Origin of the sequence: Streptomyces sp. NBC_00483 (assembly GCF_036013745.1) — a bacterium.
GTDB lineage: Bacteria > Actinomycetota > Actinomycetes > Streptomycetales > Streptomycetaceae > Streptomyces.
The window spans coordinates 5,664,567-5,680,703 of the sequence record NZ_CP107880.1; the positions used below are offsets into that span (position 1 = coordinate 5,664,567).

At 70.6% G+C, this 16,137-nt stretch carries 14 protein-coding genes; 6 read left to right on the forward strand and 8 right to left on the reverse strand.

The window, feature by feature from the left end; genetic code table 11:
- The first annotated feature begins 218 nt into the window (after positions 1-218).
- The 5 genes from OHA73_RS25405 to OHA73_RS25425 all read left to right on the forward strand — a co-directional run bounded on the left by OHA73_RS25405 (position 219) and on the right by OHA73_RS25425 (position 5,608).
- Positions 219-1,229 carry a polyprenyl synthetase family protein gene (locus tag OHA73_RS25405; protein WP_267069546.1) on the forward strand — a complete coding sequence of 337 codons (1,011 nt, stop codon included), beginning with the start codon at positions 219-221 and terminating at the stop codon, positions 1,227-1,229.
- Between the two features lie 114 nt (positions 1,230-1,343).
- Positions 1,344-2,249, forward strand: coding sequence for a CHRD domain-containing protein (locus OHA73_RS25410; protein ID WP_327656210.1), 906 nt, complete (start codon positions 1,344-1,346; stop codon positions 2,247-2,249).
- A 253-nt stretch (positions 2,250-2,502) separates the two neighbouring features.
- A complete protein-coding gene (locus tag OHA73_RS25415) occupies positions 2,503-3,741 on the forward strand; it encodes a LolA family protein (protein ID WP_327656211.1) in 1,239 nt (412 codons plus the stop codon).
- A 66-nt stretch (positions 3,742-3,807) separates the two neighbouring features.
- A complete protein-coding gene (locus tag OHA73_RS25420; protein ID WP_267069543.1) occupies positions 3,808-4,752 on the forward strand; it encodes an ABC transporter ATP-binding protein in 945 nt (314 codons plus the stop codon).
- A complete protein-coding gene (locus OHA73_RS25425; RefSeq protein ID WP_267069542.1) occupies positions 4,739-5,608 on the forward strand; it encodes an ABC transporter permease in 870 nt (289 codons plus the stop codon). Before OHA73_RS25420 ends, OHA73_RS25425 begins: the two co-directional genes overlap by 14 nt.
- Positions 5,609-5,627: 19 nt before the next feature.
- On the opposite strand, the gene OHA73_RS25430 is transcribed toward OHA73_RS25425, so the two are convergent.
- From OHA73_RS25430 to OHA73_RS25445, 4 genes are all read right to left on the reverse strand, one after another.
- Positions 5,628-7,238, reverse strand: a complete 1,611-nt coding sequence (locus OHA73_RS25430; RefSeq protein WP_267069541.1) for a hypothetical protein — start codon at positions 7,236-7,238, stop codon at positions 5,628-5,630.
- Between the two features lie 266 nt (positions 7,239-7,504).
- The gene (locus OHA73_RS25435; protein ID WP_266712941.1) at positions 7,505-7,954 is read right to left on the reverse strand and encodes a VOC family protein; all 450 of its coding nucleotides are present in this window, start codon (positions 7,952-7,954) and stop codon (positions 7,505-7,507) included.
- Positions 7,951-8,964 (reverse strand): EamA family transporter RarD, encoded by a 1,014-nt coding sequence (gene rarD, locus OHA73_RS25440; RefSeq protein ID WP_266712942.1) that lies wholly within the window; start codon positions 8,962-8,964, stop codon positions 7,951-7,953. Before rarD ends, OHA73_RS25435 begins: the two co-directional genes overlap by 4 nt.
- Before the next feature lie 133 nt (positions 8,965-9,097).
- Positions 9,098-9,955 (reverse strand): SDR family oxidoreductase, encoded by an 858-nt coding sequence (locus OHA73_RS25445; RefSeq protein ID WP_327656212.1) that lies wholly within the window; start codon positions 9,953-9,955, stop codon positions 9,098-9,100.
- Between the two features lie 135 nt (positions 9,956-10,090).
- Here OHA73_RS25445 and OHA73_RS25450 point away from each other — a divergent pair, with 135 nt between their 5' ends.
- Positions 10,091-10,435 (forward strand): winged helix-turn-helix transcriptional regulator, encoded by a 345-nt coding sequence (locus OHA73_RS25450; RefSeq protein ID WP_266718784.1) that lies wholly within the window; start codon positions 10,091-10,093, stop codon positions 10,433-10,435.
- A 60-nt stretch (positions 10,436-10,495) separates the two neighbouring features.
- On the opposite strand, the gene OHA73_RS25455 is transcribed toward OHA73_RS25450, so the two are convergent.
- The 4 genes from OHA73_RS25455 to OHA73_RS25470 all read right to left on the reverse strand — a co-directional run bounded on the left by OHA73_RS25455 (position 10,496) and on the right by OHA73_RS25470 (position 16,134).
- Positions 10,496-11,497 carry a 2-oxoacid:ferredoxin oxidoreductase subunit beta gene (locus OHA73_RS25455; RefSeq protein WP_266718786.1) on the reverse strand — a complete coding sequence of 334 codons (1,002 nt, stop codon included), beginning with the start codon at positions 11,495-11,497 and terminating at the stop codon, positions 10,496-10,498.
- A 121-nt stretch (positions 11,498-11,618) separates the two neighbouring features.
- On the reverse strand, positions 11,619-13,565 hold the full coding sequence (locus tag OHA73_RS25460) for a 2-oxoacid:acceptor oxidoreductase subunit alpha (protein WP_266712944.1): 1,947 nt from the start codon (positions 13,563-13,565) through the stop codon (positions 11,619-11,621).
- Positions 13,566-13,811: 246 nt separating this feature from the next.
- On the reverse strand, positions 13,812-14,471 hold the full coding sequence (locus tag OHA73_RS25465; RefSeq protein WP_323179676.1) for a response regulator transcription factor: 660 nt from the start codon (positions 14,469-14,471) through the stop codon (positions 13,812-13,814).
- A gap of 253 nt (positions 14,472-14,724) precedes the next feature.
- Positions 14,725-16,134 (reverse strand): sensor histidine kinase, encoded by a 1,410-nt coding sequence (locus OHA73_RS25470; RefSeq protein ID WP_327656213.1) that lies wholly within the window; start codon positions 16,132-16,134, stop codon positions 14,725-14,727.
- Positions 16,135-16,137: the final 3 nt, after the last annotated feature.

Genomic DNA, 16,137 nt, shown 5'->3' on the forward strand with positions numbered 1-16,137 from the left:
TACTCCAGGTCGTCTGTGCTGATCAAGAACATACCGGTGGTGTCGCGAAGCCGCCTGGTCCGGGTTGTTCGGGCAGGTGCCACCTGTGATCGAAACGCGACCGGATACGCTGACTTGAGTGATGGCAGCGACACATCGACAAACCGTGTCATCGACCGAATGATCGACCGAGTTCGCCATGTGAGCGTCGTGATCGTCAGCAGACAGGAGAACCTCTCGTGACCGTCGTCGGGACTTTCGGTCTGAGCGTGCGGGACCAGGCCCTCGAGGCTGATGTTCAGGCTGGTTTGGCGGCTGTCGAGGAGGGACTGCTCGAAGCCACCAAGAGCGAGGTTCCCTTCATCACGGAGGCCGCCCAGCACCTGGTGCGCGCCGGGGGCAAGCGGTTCAGGCCGCTGCTCGTGACCCTCGCGGCCCAGTTCGGCGACCCGTATGCGCCGGGCATCGTGCCCTCCGCCGTCGTCGTCGAGCTCACGCACCTCGCGACGCTCTACCACGACGACGTGATGGACGAGGCGGACGTGCGGCGCGGGGTGCCGAGCGCCAATCAGCGCTGGGGCAACTCGGTGGCCGTGCTCACCGGCGACTTTCTCTTCGCGCGCGCCTCGCACATCCTCGCCGACCTGGGCCCGGACGCGGTCCGGATCCAGGCGGAGGCGTTCGAGCGGCTGGTCACCGGCCAGATCCTGGAGACCGCGGGACCGGCCGACGGGCGGGACCCGGTCGACCACTATCTGGACGTGCTCGGCGGCAAGACCGGCTCGCTCATCGCCGTGGCCTGCCGCTTCGGCGCGATGATGTCCGGGGCCGACGAGACCGTGGTCGACGTGCTGACCCAGTACGGGGAGCGGCTCGGCGTCGCCTTCCAGCTGGCGGACGACGTGCTGGACATCGCCTCCGACTCGCACGAGTCCGGGAAGACGCCCGGTACCGATCTGCGCGAGGGCATCGCCACGCTGCCGGTCCTGCGGCTGCGCGAGCGGGCCGAGCGGCTCGGTCTCGCCGAGGACAAGGAGCTGGTCGAGCTCCTCGACTCCGACCTCGGCGACGACGACCGGCTCGCGGAGGCGGTTTCGCGGCTTCGGGTTCACCCGGCGCTGGAGCAGGCCCGCCGCGACACGGTTCGCTACGCGGAGGAGGCGAGGTCGGCGTTGGCGCCTTTGCGGGAGTGCGAGGCGAAGGCGGCGATGGTGGAGCTGTGCGACGCGGTGGTGCATCGGGCGGGCTGAATCCGCCGGTTGCGGGGCTCTGGCCTGAATTGGCTGAGTGTGAGCCGGGCCCCGGCCGTATCTCCCCCGAAGGCCGACGCGGTGGGCGTCGGGTCGACAGGGGGAGAACTGAACATGGGCACACTGGGTACACGCATGATCGCGGTCTCCGCGGTCGTCGGCGCCGCCGCCGTCACCGGGCTCGCCGCCCCGCAGGCCCTCGCCGCGGAACCGGACGGCACCGGGACCGTCCTCGCCACCAGCCTCAACGGCGCCAACGAAGTGCCCGCCGGAGACAGGGACGGCGTCGCCCTGGAGTTCGTACGGGTCAAGGGTGACCAGGTGTCCGTGGCGGTGAAGTGGCAGGGGGTCGGGAAGCCGACGGCCCTGCACCTGCACGAGGGCGCCAAGGGGGCGAACGGCGACGTACGGGTCGACTTCACCAAGGTGCTCGGGGACGCCAAGGGGCACCGCGTCACGGGCAGCGTCACCGTCAAGGACACCGCGCTCCTCGGGCGGCTCACCACGGACCCCGGTGCCTTCTACGCCAATCTGCACACGGCCGCGTTCCCCAAGGGCGCGGTCCGCGGGCAGCTCCACCGGGTCACCGAACCGACCGACTTCGACCACGCCCTCGACAACTTCCAGGCCTCCGTGGTGCGCGGCCGGCAGATCTACGAGTGCAGGACGGACCCCGCCACCGGAAAGGCGGCCTTCGCGCAGCGCGATGTGAGCGCCGTGCTCGCGGGGCACATCCGGCACTCGTTCACCGCGCCCAACTCCGGTGTGCCGCAGTGGGTGGCGGCCGACGGAAGTGCCGTGACCGGGGCGGTCGTCTCCCGGACTCCCAACGGCGACGGCAACATCGCCGAACTGGACCTCAAGGCCACCCAGTCGGGCAAGTCGCACGGGCTGCTCGCGGACACCGCCGAGATCCTGCGCCTCAACACCGTGGGCGGCGTGGCCCCTTCGGGCAGCTGTGACCTCGGGGCGATCGTGGGCGTGCCCTACAAGGCGGACTACGTGTTCGTGAACGGCTGAGCACGCCCGATCCACGTACAGCGGTCGGCGGCGTCGCCCCCTACGGGTCGGGGGTGGCGCCGCCGCGATGTGTCATCCCGTAGACGTACGCGGAGTTGATCCCGGGGTCTGACGCTTCCTTGTGGCCGGTTTGGTCAGATTGGGTACACCACTCCAGACCAATCCGGGTGAGAATGGCGGCTTGGGGTGGACGCAAACTGGACGAGTGCACAGGACGGTAAGCCGCCGCCGATCACGGAGGTAGGGCAAGAACATGGCACCGTACGCATCCGAAGACAGCGAGAGCGCCGCGCGGCGCCGCAAGGCCGTGCGCTACGCGGTCCCCGTGGCCGTGGTGGGGTTGGCCGCGGCGACGATCGGGCTCGTTCCGGCGCTCGCCGACTCCGGCGACCCGGACCTTCCCGACATCACCGCGCGACAGCTCATCGAGAAGATCGCCAAGTCGGACACCGAGCAGCTCTCCGGCACCGTGAAGATCCAGACGGATCTGGGCCTGCCCTCGCTCGGCGGCGCCGCGGGCGGCGGCCTCATGGGCGGCGGGGAGCGAGGGGGCGGCAAGTCCTCTGCCGACCCGCAGTCGAAGCTGACCGAGCTGGCCACCGGCTCGCACACGCTGCGCGTCGCGGCGGACGGCGCGGACCGGCAGAAGCTGTCGATCCTCGACGACGCGTCCGAGTACAGCGTGATCCACAACGGCGACGACGTGTGGGCCTACGACAGCAAGTCGGACGAGGCGTACCACGCGACGCAGAAGCAGGGCGCGCACTCCGACGGCTCGGGCGACCACGCGAAGAAGGCCCCGAAGGGCGTTCCGGCGACGCCGAAGGAGCTCACGGACGAGATCCTGAAGGCCGGCGGCGACACCACGTCGTTCACGGTCGACGGCACCTCGCAGGTCGCGGGCCGGGACGCGTACCGGCTGCAGATCAAGCCGAAGCAGTCCGGTTCGACGGTCGGCGCGGTCACCGTGTCCGTGGACGCGAAGACCGGTACGCCGCTCAAGTTCAGCCTGACCCCGGCGGGCGGCGGCGCGGCCGTGGTCGACGCGGGCTTCACCAAGGTCGACTTCGCGAAGCCGGCCGCGTCCACCTTCGACTTCAAGCCGTCGAAGGGCACGAAGGTCACCGAGGCGGACGAGCTGGCGAAGACGCAGCGCAGCGAGCGCGGGGCCATGCCCAAGGACCTCAAGGCCGACAAGCTGAAGGCCGGCGGCCTCGACGACGTAAACGTCATCGGCAAGGGCTGGACCTCGATCGCCGAACTGAAGCTGCCGAAGGAGGCCAGTGGCCTGGCCGCGGGCAAGGGCTCGGCCGAGGTGCCGCCCGACGCGCAGAAGTTCCTGAACTCCCTGGGCGACCAGGTGAAGGGCGAGTTCGGCTCCGGCACCGTGTACTCGACCCGCCTCGTGAACGTACTGGTCACCGAGGACGGGAAGGCGTACGCAGGTGCGGTCACCAAGGACGCGCTGGTGAAGGCGGCGAACGCGGGCTGAACCAGCGGTGATTCACGGTGAGGGGGCGGTGCGCACCGCCCCCTCACTCGTATGCGGAGGAGGGGCATGGAAGAGCAACCGGTCATCGAGACGCGGGAGCTCAGCAAGCGGTACCGGGGCGGGCAGCTCGCCGTCGACGGGCTCAGTCTGAGTGTCCCGCCGGGCGCCGTCTTCGGCTTCCTCGGGCCGAACGGCTCCGGCAAGACCACGACCATCCGGATGCTGATGGGCCTGATCGAGCCGACCTCGGGGGCCGCACGCGTCCTCGGCCGACCCATGCCGCGCGCGGTGCGGACTGTGCTGCCGCAGGTGGGCGCGCTGATCGAGGGGCCCGCCCTGTACGGCTTCCTCAGCGGCCGGGACAACCTGCTGCGCTACGACTCCGCCGACCCGACCGCCGACCCCCGCACCCGCAAGGAGCGGGTCGGCGAGGCCCTCGACCGGGTGGGCCTGACGGCCGCGGCGGGCAAGAAGGCGAAGGCGTACTCGCTCGGCATGAAGCAGCGGCTCGGCCTCGCCTCGGCCCTGCTCACACCGCGACGGCTGCTCGTACTCGACGAGCCGACGAACGGCCTCGACCCGCAGGGCATGCGCGAAATCAGAAGCCTGGTGCGGGAGTTGGCCTCCGACGGCACCACCGTTTTCCTGTCGTCCCACCTTCTCGACGAGATCGAGCAGGTCTGCACGCACGCCGCGGTGATGGCGAAGGGCCGCCTCCTCACCCAGGGGCCTGTCGCCGAACTGGCCGCCGGAGTACGCGGAAAGCTCGCCGTCACCACCCCGGACCCGGCCGACGCCGCCCGCGTCCTCAAGGAGCACGGCCTCACGGTCCTCGACCTGGAGGACGAGCGCGTCACGGCCGAACCACCTCCTCCCGAAACGGACTTGGCGGATCTGAACACGGCACTGGTCGCTGCGGGCGTGCGCGTGCGCGGCTTCGGCGTCGAGCGGGCCTCCCTTGAGGACGCGTTCGTCGCGCTGACGGGGGAGGGCTTCGATGTCGCGGGTTGAGACGATGGGCGCGGCACCGGCGAACCCTCTGTGGACGCTCGGCCTGCTGCGCAGCGAGCTGACCGTGACCCTGCGCCGCTGGCGCACGCTCGCGCTGCTCGCGGTCCTCGCAGGCGTGCCGATCCTGATCGGTGTCGCCGTGAAGATCGAGACGAGCGGGGACGGGGCGGCCGGCGGGGGAGGGGGGCCCGCGTTCATCGCGCAGATCACGAACAACGGACTGTTCCTGGTGTTCACGGCGCTCGCCGCGACGCTGCCGTTCTTCCTGCCCATGTCGGTCGGCGTCGTCGCGGGTGACGCCGTGGCGGGCGAGGCGAGCGCCGGGACGTTGCGCTATCTGCTGGTCGCCCCCGCGGGCCGGACCCGCCTGCTGCTCACCAAATACGCGACCGTGCTGGCCTTCTGTCTGCTGGCGACGCTGGTGGTGGCGGTCTCCGCGCTCGTCACCGGGCTGCTGCTGTTCCCGCTCGGCGACGTGGTCACCATCTCCGGCACCCGGATCGGCTTCGGCGAAGGGCTGTGGCGGGCCTTCCTGATCGCGCTCGTGGTCGCGGCGTCCCTGGTCGGCATCGCGGCCGTCGGGCTGTTCATCTCGACGCTCACCGGCAGCGGTATCGCGGCGATGGCGACGACGGTGGGCCTGCTGATCACCGTCCAGATCCTCGACCAGATCCCGCAGCTGCACGCGATCCAGCCCTACCTGTTCTCGCACCAGTGGCTGTCCTTCGCCGACCTGATGCGAGCGCCCGTCTACTGGGACGACGTGGTCAAGAACCTTGAACTTCAGGCCCTGTACGCGGCGGTGTTCGGCTCCGCCGCATGGGCGCGGTTCACGGCGAAGGACATCACGTCGTGAACCGCGCCGGGGGATCCGGTCAGCCGGCCCTGGTGGCGTAGGGGGCCTCGGCCCGCTCCTGGGCCGCGGCGGCGCCCCGTGCCGGACGGTCGCCGCGCCGCGGCCGGGCGAGCAGGAAGCCGACGGGTGCGCCCACCAGCACGGAGGAGTGGAACGGCCAGAAGTTCCAGTCCAGGTCGGGGAAGAGCGCGTACGGCGTGCCCGACACCGAGGGGGAGAAGAAGGTGACGATCAGGATCGCCGCCGTGCTTCCGTAGACGCAGCGCTTCATGGCCGCCGCGGACATGGGGCGGTCGCTGCGCAGCCCGTGGATGACGAGCGGGAGGACCGTCGAGGTCGTCACGGTGTAGGACAGGATCAGCCAGAACTGTGGGCTGACGTCGGGGGTGAGGGCGGCGAGCAGAATGCTCACGCCGCCGATGGTGACCATGGTGAGACGGGCGCGGCCCGCGCTGACGCTCGTCGTGCCGTCGGCCTTGAGCCCTTCCGGCTTGGCCACCGCACCGCCCGCACTGAGGTCGCGGACGACGGAGGCGGCCGCGGAGAGCAGGAGGACGGCGGCAGCGGCGAGGACCATCAGGAAGGTGGCGCAGAGCACGAACAGCAGCCACTTGCCGAGCCCGTCCTCCCCTCCGTCCAGGGCGATGGCGAGGCGGGCGATGATGTTTCCGCCGAACTGCCCCTGCGCGACCAGCTTCTCCTGCGGCACGAGGGCCGCCGCGCCGAAGCCGATGAGGGCGGCCGCGGCGCACATGGGGCCGATGACGGCGAAGCCGACGCCCGCGATGCGGCGTGCGTCGGCCGGCTTCGGGGCGTCGGTGAAGCGCGCGATGAGGTACGGCATGAAGGCCGCGCCGGTCAGCACGCAGAGGCAGAACGCGGCGAGATCGACGAAGCCGACGGGGCCGTCGCCGAAGAGCTGGCCCAGCTCCAGATAGCCGGCCGAGCCGGACCGCTGCCGGTCGGCGGCGTCGAAGATCGCGCCGAAGCTGCCGCCGAACCTGATCAGGACGAGCAGGCCGAGGAGCGGGGCGATGATCACCAGACCGGCCATCTTGGCCATCTGCAGCACGGTCGCGCCGCGGGTGGCGCCGATCGCCGCGCAGGAGACGATCAGCGCGCCCATGAGCACGATGAGCAGCTGCCGGGTCCTGAGGTCGGTGATGCCGACCATCTGGGCCGTGTCGCCGAGGGGCTGGAACTGGGCGGTCAGCAGCGGCACCGTCGCGGCCAGCATGGCGAAACCGGCGGCGCGGCGGCCGGGCCCCGGCGGCAGATGGCGGGCGACGGTCTCGCCGAACGAGCGTCCGCCGACGCCCGCGAGGCGCTTCGCCAGCCACTGCCGCATCAGCAGCGGGGACAGTGCCGCGGCCAGGGCGACGAACAGGCCGTCCCCGCCGGCCACGGCGACGACCCCGACGAGGTACATGACGGCGGCGGCGTTCGCGATGTCGCCGGAGTAGGCGAACCCGGTCAGGCGGGTGCCGAGCCGCTTGTTCTCGCCGACGCGGAAGAACTCGTCCCCGACGCGGAGATCGGGGCTGGCCCACATCGACAGGAACAGGCAGGCGCCGATGAAGAGGAGGAACAGGAGCAGGGCGATCACGAGTCCGCCGGTGAAGTCCCCCATCACGCACCGCCCCCGTGGGCCGGACGCGGTGCGGTGCAGGCGCCCAGGAGGCGTGCGTAGGTCAAGGCTCCTCCAGGAGCAGAACGAGTGGCTTCAGGCGCGGGCGGGACGCGACATCGGCATCGACCGCCCAGAGGTTCGAACACACGTTACCGGCGGTTAGAAGGAGCGCTACGAGGTGAACAGGGTGGATTCAGCGAAGAGTTGGTGACCACCCGGCGGGCCGACGGGTCGGCGGACGGCCGGGTGGGGTCTGCCGCACCGGGTCACTGGATGCAGAACTCGTTCCCCTCGGGGTCGGCCATCACCAGCCACTCCCCGCCCTGCGACTTCACCTCGTTCAGGACGCGCGCGCCGAGGCCGGTGAGCCGCTCGGCCTCGGCCGCCCGCTGCCCGGCCTCGGCGTGTACGTCGATGTGCAGCCGGTTCTTGCCGCTCTTGGCCTCGGGCACCCGCTGGAACAGGATCCGGCGGCCGAGCCCGGTGCCGGTGTCCGCGTCCACCGGGTCGTCGGGGTGGCGCACGGCGACCAGGTCACGGAAGGCGCGCCGCCCCCACCGCGTCACGGTGTCCGCCTCGCTCACCGCCCCGAACCCGAGGAGCCGTTCGATCAGCGCGGCGTTGTCCTCGACCTCGTAGCCGAGGGTGGCTGCCCAGAATTCGGCCTGGTTGTGCGGATCGGCGGCGTCGACGACGAGCTTCCAGTGCAGGGTCATGCACCAGTTATAGGCCGAACTTCCTCCGTGGGGGCGGAAGTTGGCGTCTGACGCGCCGCCTCCGCGGCCGCTTGGGCCAGCCGGGTCCGGTTGATCCGCGCCGTGCGCAGCGCGTCCCAGGTCAGCAGGATGAGCGCCAGCCACACCAGGGAGAACCCGGCCAGCCGCTCGGCCGGCATCGCCTCGTGGAAGTACCAGATCCCCAGCAGGAACTGGAAGACGGGCGTCAGGTACTGCAGGAGTCCCAGCGTCGACAGCGGCACCCGGATCGCCGCCGCCCCGAAGCACACCAGCGGGAGGGCCGTGATGAGTCCGGACGACGCGAGCAGCGCGGCGTGCCCCACGCCCTCCGTCCCGAAGGTCGACCGGCCCTGCGCCGTCAGCCACGCCAGGTACGCGAGCGCGGGCAGGAACTGCACGGCGGTCTCGGCGGCGAGCGATTCGAGCCCGCTGAGGTTGACCTTCTTCTTCACGAGCCCGTACGTGCCGAACGAGAACGCGAGCACCAGCGAGATCCACGGCGGCTGCCCGTACCCGACGGCGAGCACCAGGACGGCGACGACGCCCGTCGCGACGGCCGCCCACTGCGCGGGCCGCAGCCGTTCCTTCAGGAGCAGGACGCCGAGCGCGATCGAGACGAGCGGGTTGATGAAGTACCCGAGCGAGGCCTCGACGACATGGCCGGAGTTCACGGACCAGATGTAGACGCCCCAGTTGACCGTGATCACGGTCGCGGCGATCGTGACGAGCCCCAGCCGCTTCGGCTGCCGGATCAGCTCGCGCGCCCAGCCCCACTTCCGTACGAAGAGCAGCGCGATGCCGACGACGACCAGCGCCCACACCATCCGGTGGGCCAGGACCTCCACGGCGCCCGCGGGCTTGAGCAGGGGCCAGAACAGCGGGACGAGGCCCCACATCCCGTACGCCGCGAACCCGTTCAGGAGCCCGATGCGCCCCTCGTTCGCGCCCTGGCCCCCTGGCTTCGGCTCCGTGCCCGCCCCGTCCTGCATGAACCCTCCCTCGTGACACCCGGCAGCCCCGCGGCGGCCCCCACGAAGGTAGCGCCGCCGGGCCCCGCACGTCATGCCCGTATCGCCATACGGTCCTGACGGATGTGCCGGGGCGGGGGCGTCCGGAAGGGGGTTAGCGCAGTGCGGCGGCGATGGCGTCGGCGATCGGGGTGGTGGGGCGGCCGATGAGGCGGGTCAGGTCGCCGTTCTGCCGGGCGAGCAGCCCCTGCCCGATCGCGGTGTCCACGCCCACGAGGATGTCGGCGAAGGTGGCGGGCAGGCCCGCGCCGAGCAGGATCTCGCGGTTCTGCTCGGGCGTGACGGCCCGGTAGCCGATCTCCTTGCCGGACTGCCGCCCGACCTCGGCGGCGTACTCGGCGAGCGACCAGGCGACGTCGCCGCTCAGCTCGTACGCCTTGTTCTCGTGGCCCTCGCCGGTCAGTACGGCGACGGCGGCCGCGGCGTAGTCGGCGCGCGAGGCGGAGGCGATTCGGCCCTCGCCCGCGTTCGCCACGACGGCGCCGTGCTCCAGGACCGGGGCCAGGTTCCCGGTGTAGTTCTCGTGGTACCAGCCGTTGCGCAGGAACGTGTACGGCAGGCCGGAGTCGAGGATCGCCTGCTCGGTGACCTTGTGCTCGGCGGCGAGCTCGAAGTCGGCGTCCGGGCCGCCGAGTACTCCGGTGTACGCGAGGAGTTCGACGCCGGCCGTCTTCGCCGCGTCGATCACGGCCTGGTGCTGGGCGACGCGCTGCCCGACCTCGCTGCCGGAGACCAGCAGGACGCGGTCGCCCGCGCGGAAGGCGCCGTCGAGCGTCCCGGGCGCGCTGTAGTCGGCGACGCGCAGCTCGACCCCGCGGTCGGCGAGGTCGGCGGCCTTGTCCTTGTCCCGCACGACGGCGGCGATCCGTGCGGCGGGGACGCCCGCGTCGAGCAGTTGCGCGACGACCAGACGGCCGAGGTGGCCGGTGGCACCGGTGACGACGAAGCTCATGTCTGAAATCTCCTTGATGAGGCGGTTCTCCTTCACCGTAGATCGGGTACTAAGGATTCGTAAGTACCCACTTTGAAGTAAGGTACTGGCGTGACAGTGAGCAGGGTGCGGGAGTGGACGACGGCCGGCGAGGGTATGTGCCCGCAGCGGCTGGTCCTGGAGCACGTCACCAGCCGGTGGGGCGTCCTCGTGCTCATGGCACTGGAGGAGCGGTCGTACCGGTTCAGCGAGCTGCGCCGGGAGATCGGCGGGGTCAGCGAGAAGATGCTCGCGCAGACCCTCCAGACCCTGGAGCGCGACGGAGTCGTCCACCGCGACGCCAAGCCCGTGATCCCGCCCCGTGTCGACTACTCGCTCACCGGACTCGGCCGCGAGGCCGCCGCGCAGGTCCGCGCGCTCGCGGACTGGACGGAGCGGCGACTGCCCGAGGTGAAGGCGGCGCGCGAGGTGTACGACGAGGGGCGCGCTGACGGCGCGTAACGCAGGAAGTCCGGGCGCGCGGTGGCCGCGCGCCCGGACTTCGCCCTGTTTGCCGGGCGCTCAGCCCACGACGGTCCAGGTGTCGCCACCGGCGAGCAGCGCACCCAGTTCGCCCTTGCCGTCCCGCTCGATCGCGGCGTCGAGCTGGTCGCTCATCTGCACGTCGTAGACGGGCCGTTCGACATCGCGCAGGACGCCGATCGGGGTGTGGTGCAGGGTGTCGGGGTCGGCGAGCCGGGAGAGCGCGAAGGCCGTGGTCGGGGACGCCGCGTGGGCGTCGTGGACCAGGATGTCCGCCTTGTTGTCCTCCGTGACCGGCACGACGCTGAGGTCGCCGGTGGCCGTGTCGCGCACGACCCCCTTCGAGGCCTCGGTCCCGAAGGTGATCGGCTGCCCGTGTTCGAGGCGAATGACGGCTTCCTCGGCCTGCTGCTTGTCCTTGAGGACCTCGAAGGCGCCGTCGTTGAAGATGTTGCAGTTCTGGTAGATCTCGACGAGCGCCGTGCCCTGGTGGTCGGCGGCCGCACGGAGCACCGACGTGAGGTGCTTGCGGTCGGAGTCGACGGTGCGGGCCACGAAGGACGCCTCGGCGCCGATGGCGAGCGACACCGGGTTGAAGGGCGCGTCGAGCGAGCCCATGGGCGTCGACTTGGTGATCTTGCCGACCTCGGACGTCGGGCTGTACTGGCCCTTGGTGAGCCCGTAGATCCGGTTGTTGAACAGCAGGATCTTCAGGTTCACATTGCGGCGCAGGGCGTGGATGAGGTGGTTGCCGCCGATGGACAGCGCGTCGCCGTCACCGGTCACGACCCACACGCTCAAGTCCCGCCGGGACGAGGCGAGTCCGGTGGCGATGGCCGGGGCGCGGCCGTGGATGGAGTGCATCCCGTAGGTGTTCATGTAGTACGGGAAGCGGGACGAGCAGCCGATCCCGGAGACGAAGACGATGTTCTCCTTCGCCAGACCGAGCTCGGGCATGAAGCCCTGCACGGCGGCGAGGACCGCGTAGTCGCCGCAGCCCGGGCACCAGCGCACTTCCTGATCGGACTTGAAGTCCTTCATGGACTGCTTGGCCTCGGCCTTGGGAACCAGCGACAGAAGCGTCTGAGCGCCGTCCCCGGTCTCCCCCGGGGCCTCTTCCGCGGCCTGGCCGCCGGCCTCCCGGGACTCCCTGGTCTGCGTATCAGCCATCGATGGCCTCCTTGAGAGCGGTGGCGAGCTGCTCAGCCTTGAACGGCATTCCGTTGACCTGGTTGTAGCTGTGCGCGTCCACCAGATACTTCGCCCGTACGAGGGTGGCGAGCTGACCGAGGTTCATCTCGGGGATCACCACCTTGTCGTAACGCTTCAGGACCTCACCCAGATTCCGCGGGAACGGGTTGAGGTGGCGCAGATGGGCCTGCGCGATGTGCTCACCGGCCGTGCGCAGGCGACGCACCGCGGCCGTGATCGGGCCGTACGTCGAGCCCCAGCCGAGGACGAGGGTGCGGGCCTCGCCGGTGGCGTCGTCGACCTCGATGTCGGGCACGTCGATGCCGTCGATCTTCGCCTGCCGGGTGCGGACCATGAAGTCGTGGTTGGCCGGGTCGTACGAGATGTTGCCCGTGCCGTCCTGCTTCTCGATGCCGCCGATCCGGTGCTCGAGGCCCGGCGTGCCGGGGATCGCCCAGGGGCGTGCGAGGGTCTGCGGGTCGCGCTTGTACGGCCAGTAGACCTCGGTGCCGTCCTCGGTGGTGTGGTTCGGCCCGGAGGCGAACTGGACGCGCAGGTCCGGGAGTTCGTCGACCTCGGGGATGCGCCAGGGCTCCGAGCCGTTGGCCAGGTAGCCGTCCGAGAGCAGCATCACCGGGGTGCGGTAGGTGACGGCGATCCGGGCCGCTTCGAGCGCGGCGTCGAAGCAGTCGGCGGGTGTGCGGGGGGCGACGAGCGGGATCGGGGCCTCGCCGTTGCGCCCGTACATGGCCTGGAGCAGGTCGGCCTGTTCGGTCTTCGTCGGCAGTCCGGTCGAGGGGCCGCCGCGCTGGATGTCGATGACGAGCAGCGGCAGTTCGAGGCTCACGGCGAGGCCGATGGTCTCGGACTTGAGCGCGACGCCGGGCCCTGAGGTCGTGGTGACGGCGAGGCTGCCGCCGAAGGCCGCACCGAGCGCGGCACCGATCCCGGCGATCTCGTCCTCCGCCTGGAAGGTGCGCACGCCGAAGTTCTTGTGCTTGCTGAGCTCGTGGAGGATGTCGCTCGCGGGCGTGATCGGGTACGAGCCCAGGTACAGCGGCAGGTCCGCCTGCTTCGAGGCCGCGATCAGCCCGTACGAGAGGGCCAGGTTCCCGGAGATGTTGCGGTAGGTGCCGGGAGGGAAGGCGGTGGAGGCGGGGGCGACCTCGTAGGAGACCGCGAAGTCCTCGGTCGTCTCACCGAAGTTCCAGCCCGCGTGGAACGCCGCGAGGTTCGCCTTCATGATCTCGGGCTTCTTGGCGAACTTGGCCTTGAGGAACTTCTCCGTGCCCTCGGTCGGCCGGTGGTACATCCACGACAGCAGGCCGAGCGCGAACATGTTCTTGGAGCGCCCCGCGTCCTTGCGCGAGAGCTCGAACTCCTTCAGCGCCTCGACGGTGAGGGTCGTCAGCGGCACGGGGTGCACGTGGTACCCGTCGAGCGAACCGTCCTCCAGAGGGCTCTCCGCGTAGCCCACCTTCTGCATCGCCCGCTTGGTGAACTCGTCGGTGTTGACGATGACTTCGGCGCCGCGCGGCACGTCCCCGATGTTCGCCTTCAGCGCGGCCGGGTTCATCGCCACCAGCACGTTCGGCGCGTCGCCCGGCGTCAGGATGTCGTGGTCGGCGAAGTGGAGTTGGAAGGAGGACACGCCCGGCAGCGTCCCTGCGGGGGCGCGGATCTCGGCCGGGAAGTTCGGCAGCGTGGAGAGATCATTGCCGAACGACGCGGTCTCAGAAGTGAAGCGGTCCCCCGTGAGCTGCATGCCGTCACCTGAGTCACCCGCGAACCGGATGATCACCCGGTCGACGCGCCGTACGTCCTTGCTCGAATGTCCTGCCGACGTGCGCTGCCCGCCGACAACTGCGCTGTCGGTCCCGTCGGCCTGCTCGGTGGTGCTACTGACCTGGCTGGTCACTGAACTGGACCTCCCTCGAGGCGGCTGTGCGGGCACGGCCGTCCCACCGGCCTTCCCACGGCTCCACCCTACGTCTGTAAGGGTCGCCTTCCCGAGGCGATTTGCATGGTGGACCACCAAATGAGACGGCGGGTCGCCCCGATTTGTGTGGTGATTCCCCCTGTGGAGACGCGCTCGGTCGGTCGATGGTTCTGTGGTGCCCCCATTATCTGACAGGGCGTCAGGTAATCAAGGCAATCACGGCACTCATGAGTTCAGATAGGTCAGAACCGCCAGTACGCGGCGGTGATCCCCGTCACTCTGGGACAGCCCCAGCTTCAGGAAGATGTTGCTGACGTGCTTCTCGACCGCGCCGTCGCTCACCACGAGCTGCCGGGCGATCGCCGAGTTCGTACGTCCCTCCGCCATCAGGCCGAGCACCTCGCGCTCGCGGGGCGTGAGGTTCGCCAGCACATCCTGCTTGCGGCTGCGGCCGAGCAGCTGCGCGACCACCTCGGGGTCGAGCGCCGTGCCGCCCTCGGCGACCCGCACCACCGCGTCCACGAACTCCCGCACCTCGGCGACCCGGTCCTTGAGCAGGTACCCGACGCCACGGCTCGAACCGGCGAGCAGCTCGGTGGCGTACTGCTCCTCCACGTACTGCGACAGGACCAGCACCCCGAGGTCGGGGAACCGGGCCCGCAGCCGCACCGCCGCGCGCACACCCTCGTCCGTGTGCGTGGGCGGCATCCGGACGTCCGCGACGACCACGTCGGGCAGCTGTCCCTGTTCCCCCAGCTCGATGATGGTCTTGATCAGCGCTTCGCCGTCGCCGACGCCCGCGACGACCTCGTGCCCGCGGTCCGTGAGCAACCGGGTCAGGCCCTCCCTGAGCAGCACTGAATCCTCGGCGATGACGACCCGCACCTTGTCCTCCACGTTCTCCGGCCCCCCAGCGCACGAACGTCCCGACGCGGTGCGCGCCGAGATCGTTCGATCCTGCCCCCAGCATTCCAGGATCGGGGGGTGTCCGCGGAGTGTTCTTCGGGCGGGTGTCGGGTGGCGGGTGTCCGGTGTCCGGTGTCGGGTGGCGCGATGCCGCGCGATGGAGAGTTGGGCCCGGCCACGGGTAACCAGGGGTGGGCGGTGCCGCGGAACCACCCCCGGGCTCACCCCCGTGTCACGCGCGGCGCCACGGCAACTCCGCCGTCACCCGCGTCGGCCCACCCCCGGGCGACTCGACCACCAGAATCCCGTCGACCGCGTCGAGCCGCCCGGCCAGCGCCGCCAACCCGGACCCGCCGGAGGCCACCGCTCCGCCGCCCCCGTTGTCGTACACCTGCACCATCAACCGGTCCCGCGTCCGCCACACGTCGACCTCCGCCCGCGTCGCCCCGCTGTGCTCGCTCACGTTCTGGAGCAGCTCGGAGACCGTGAAGTACGCGATGCCCTCGATGGCCGGCGCCGGCCTCTCCGTCAGGTCGACCTCCACCCGCACCGGCACCGCACACCGCGACGCCACCGACGACAACGCCGCATCGAGCCCCCGGTCGGTCAGCACCGCCGGATGGATCCCGCGCGCCAGGTCCCGCAGCTCCTGCAGCGCCGTCTTCACCTCACCGTGCGCCTCGCCCACCAGGCGCGCCGCCGTCTCCGGGTCCTCGCTCAGCTTCTCCTTGGCGACCCCGAGGTCCATGGCCAGGTTCACCAGCCGGGCCTGCGCCCCGTCGTGCAGATCCCGCTCGATGCGCCGCAGGTCGGCCGCCGCCGTGTCGACCACGACACCCCGGTCCGACTCCAGCTCCACCACGCGCGACGCGAGCCGCGAGGGGCCGAGCAGCCCGATCACCATCAGCCGGTCCACCGTCGTCAGCGCCCGGATCACCCACGGCGTGACCAGCGTGACGAGCAGCCCGAGCCCCGCGGTCACCGTGATCTCGAAGGGGTTGTCGAGGTAGATGGCGTGGCCGGCGTCCCCGTACAGCTGGATGCCGTCCTGTCCCACGTACGTGGGAAACACCCAGCGCCACAACGGATACGTGAGCATCGTCCAGCCGGTCACCCAGAAGCTCAGCCCCACGGCGAACCCGAACACCGCCCACGGCATGTGCAGTACCCCGTACAGCAGATGCCGCCACGAGACGCCACTCTTGAGCGTCGCCCCGATCCACCCCATCGGCCCGCCTGTGCGCGGCCGCAGCGGCTCCGGCGTACCGACCTCGACGCCGAGCAGCCCGCGCGCCCGCACCCGCTCCAGCGCCCCGAGCCCCCGCGACCCGGCGAGCGCCGCCGCGAGTACCGGAACCCCGATGAACGTGATCAGCAGGCCCACACCGAGCGAGGTCATCGTCACGGCCCACACGAACCCGATGATGCTGAGCGGCAGGCTGAGCAGCAGATACCCGAACTCCCGCCACGTCCGCCCCTCGATCGGCGCCCGCAGCCCGGCCGGCAGCCGGTTCAGGCCATGACGCGGGCCCGAACGGTCGTCGTGGCCACCGTCGAAGCCGTGGCCGGCGTCGCGGTTCTCGTCGTACGAGTACGCGTACGCGTCGCTCTGGTCGCGATATCCGTACTGGTGCGTGGCCATCGT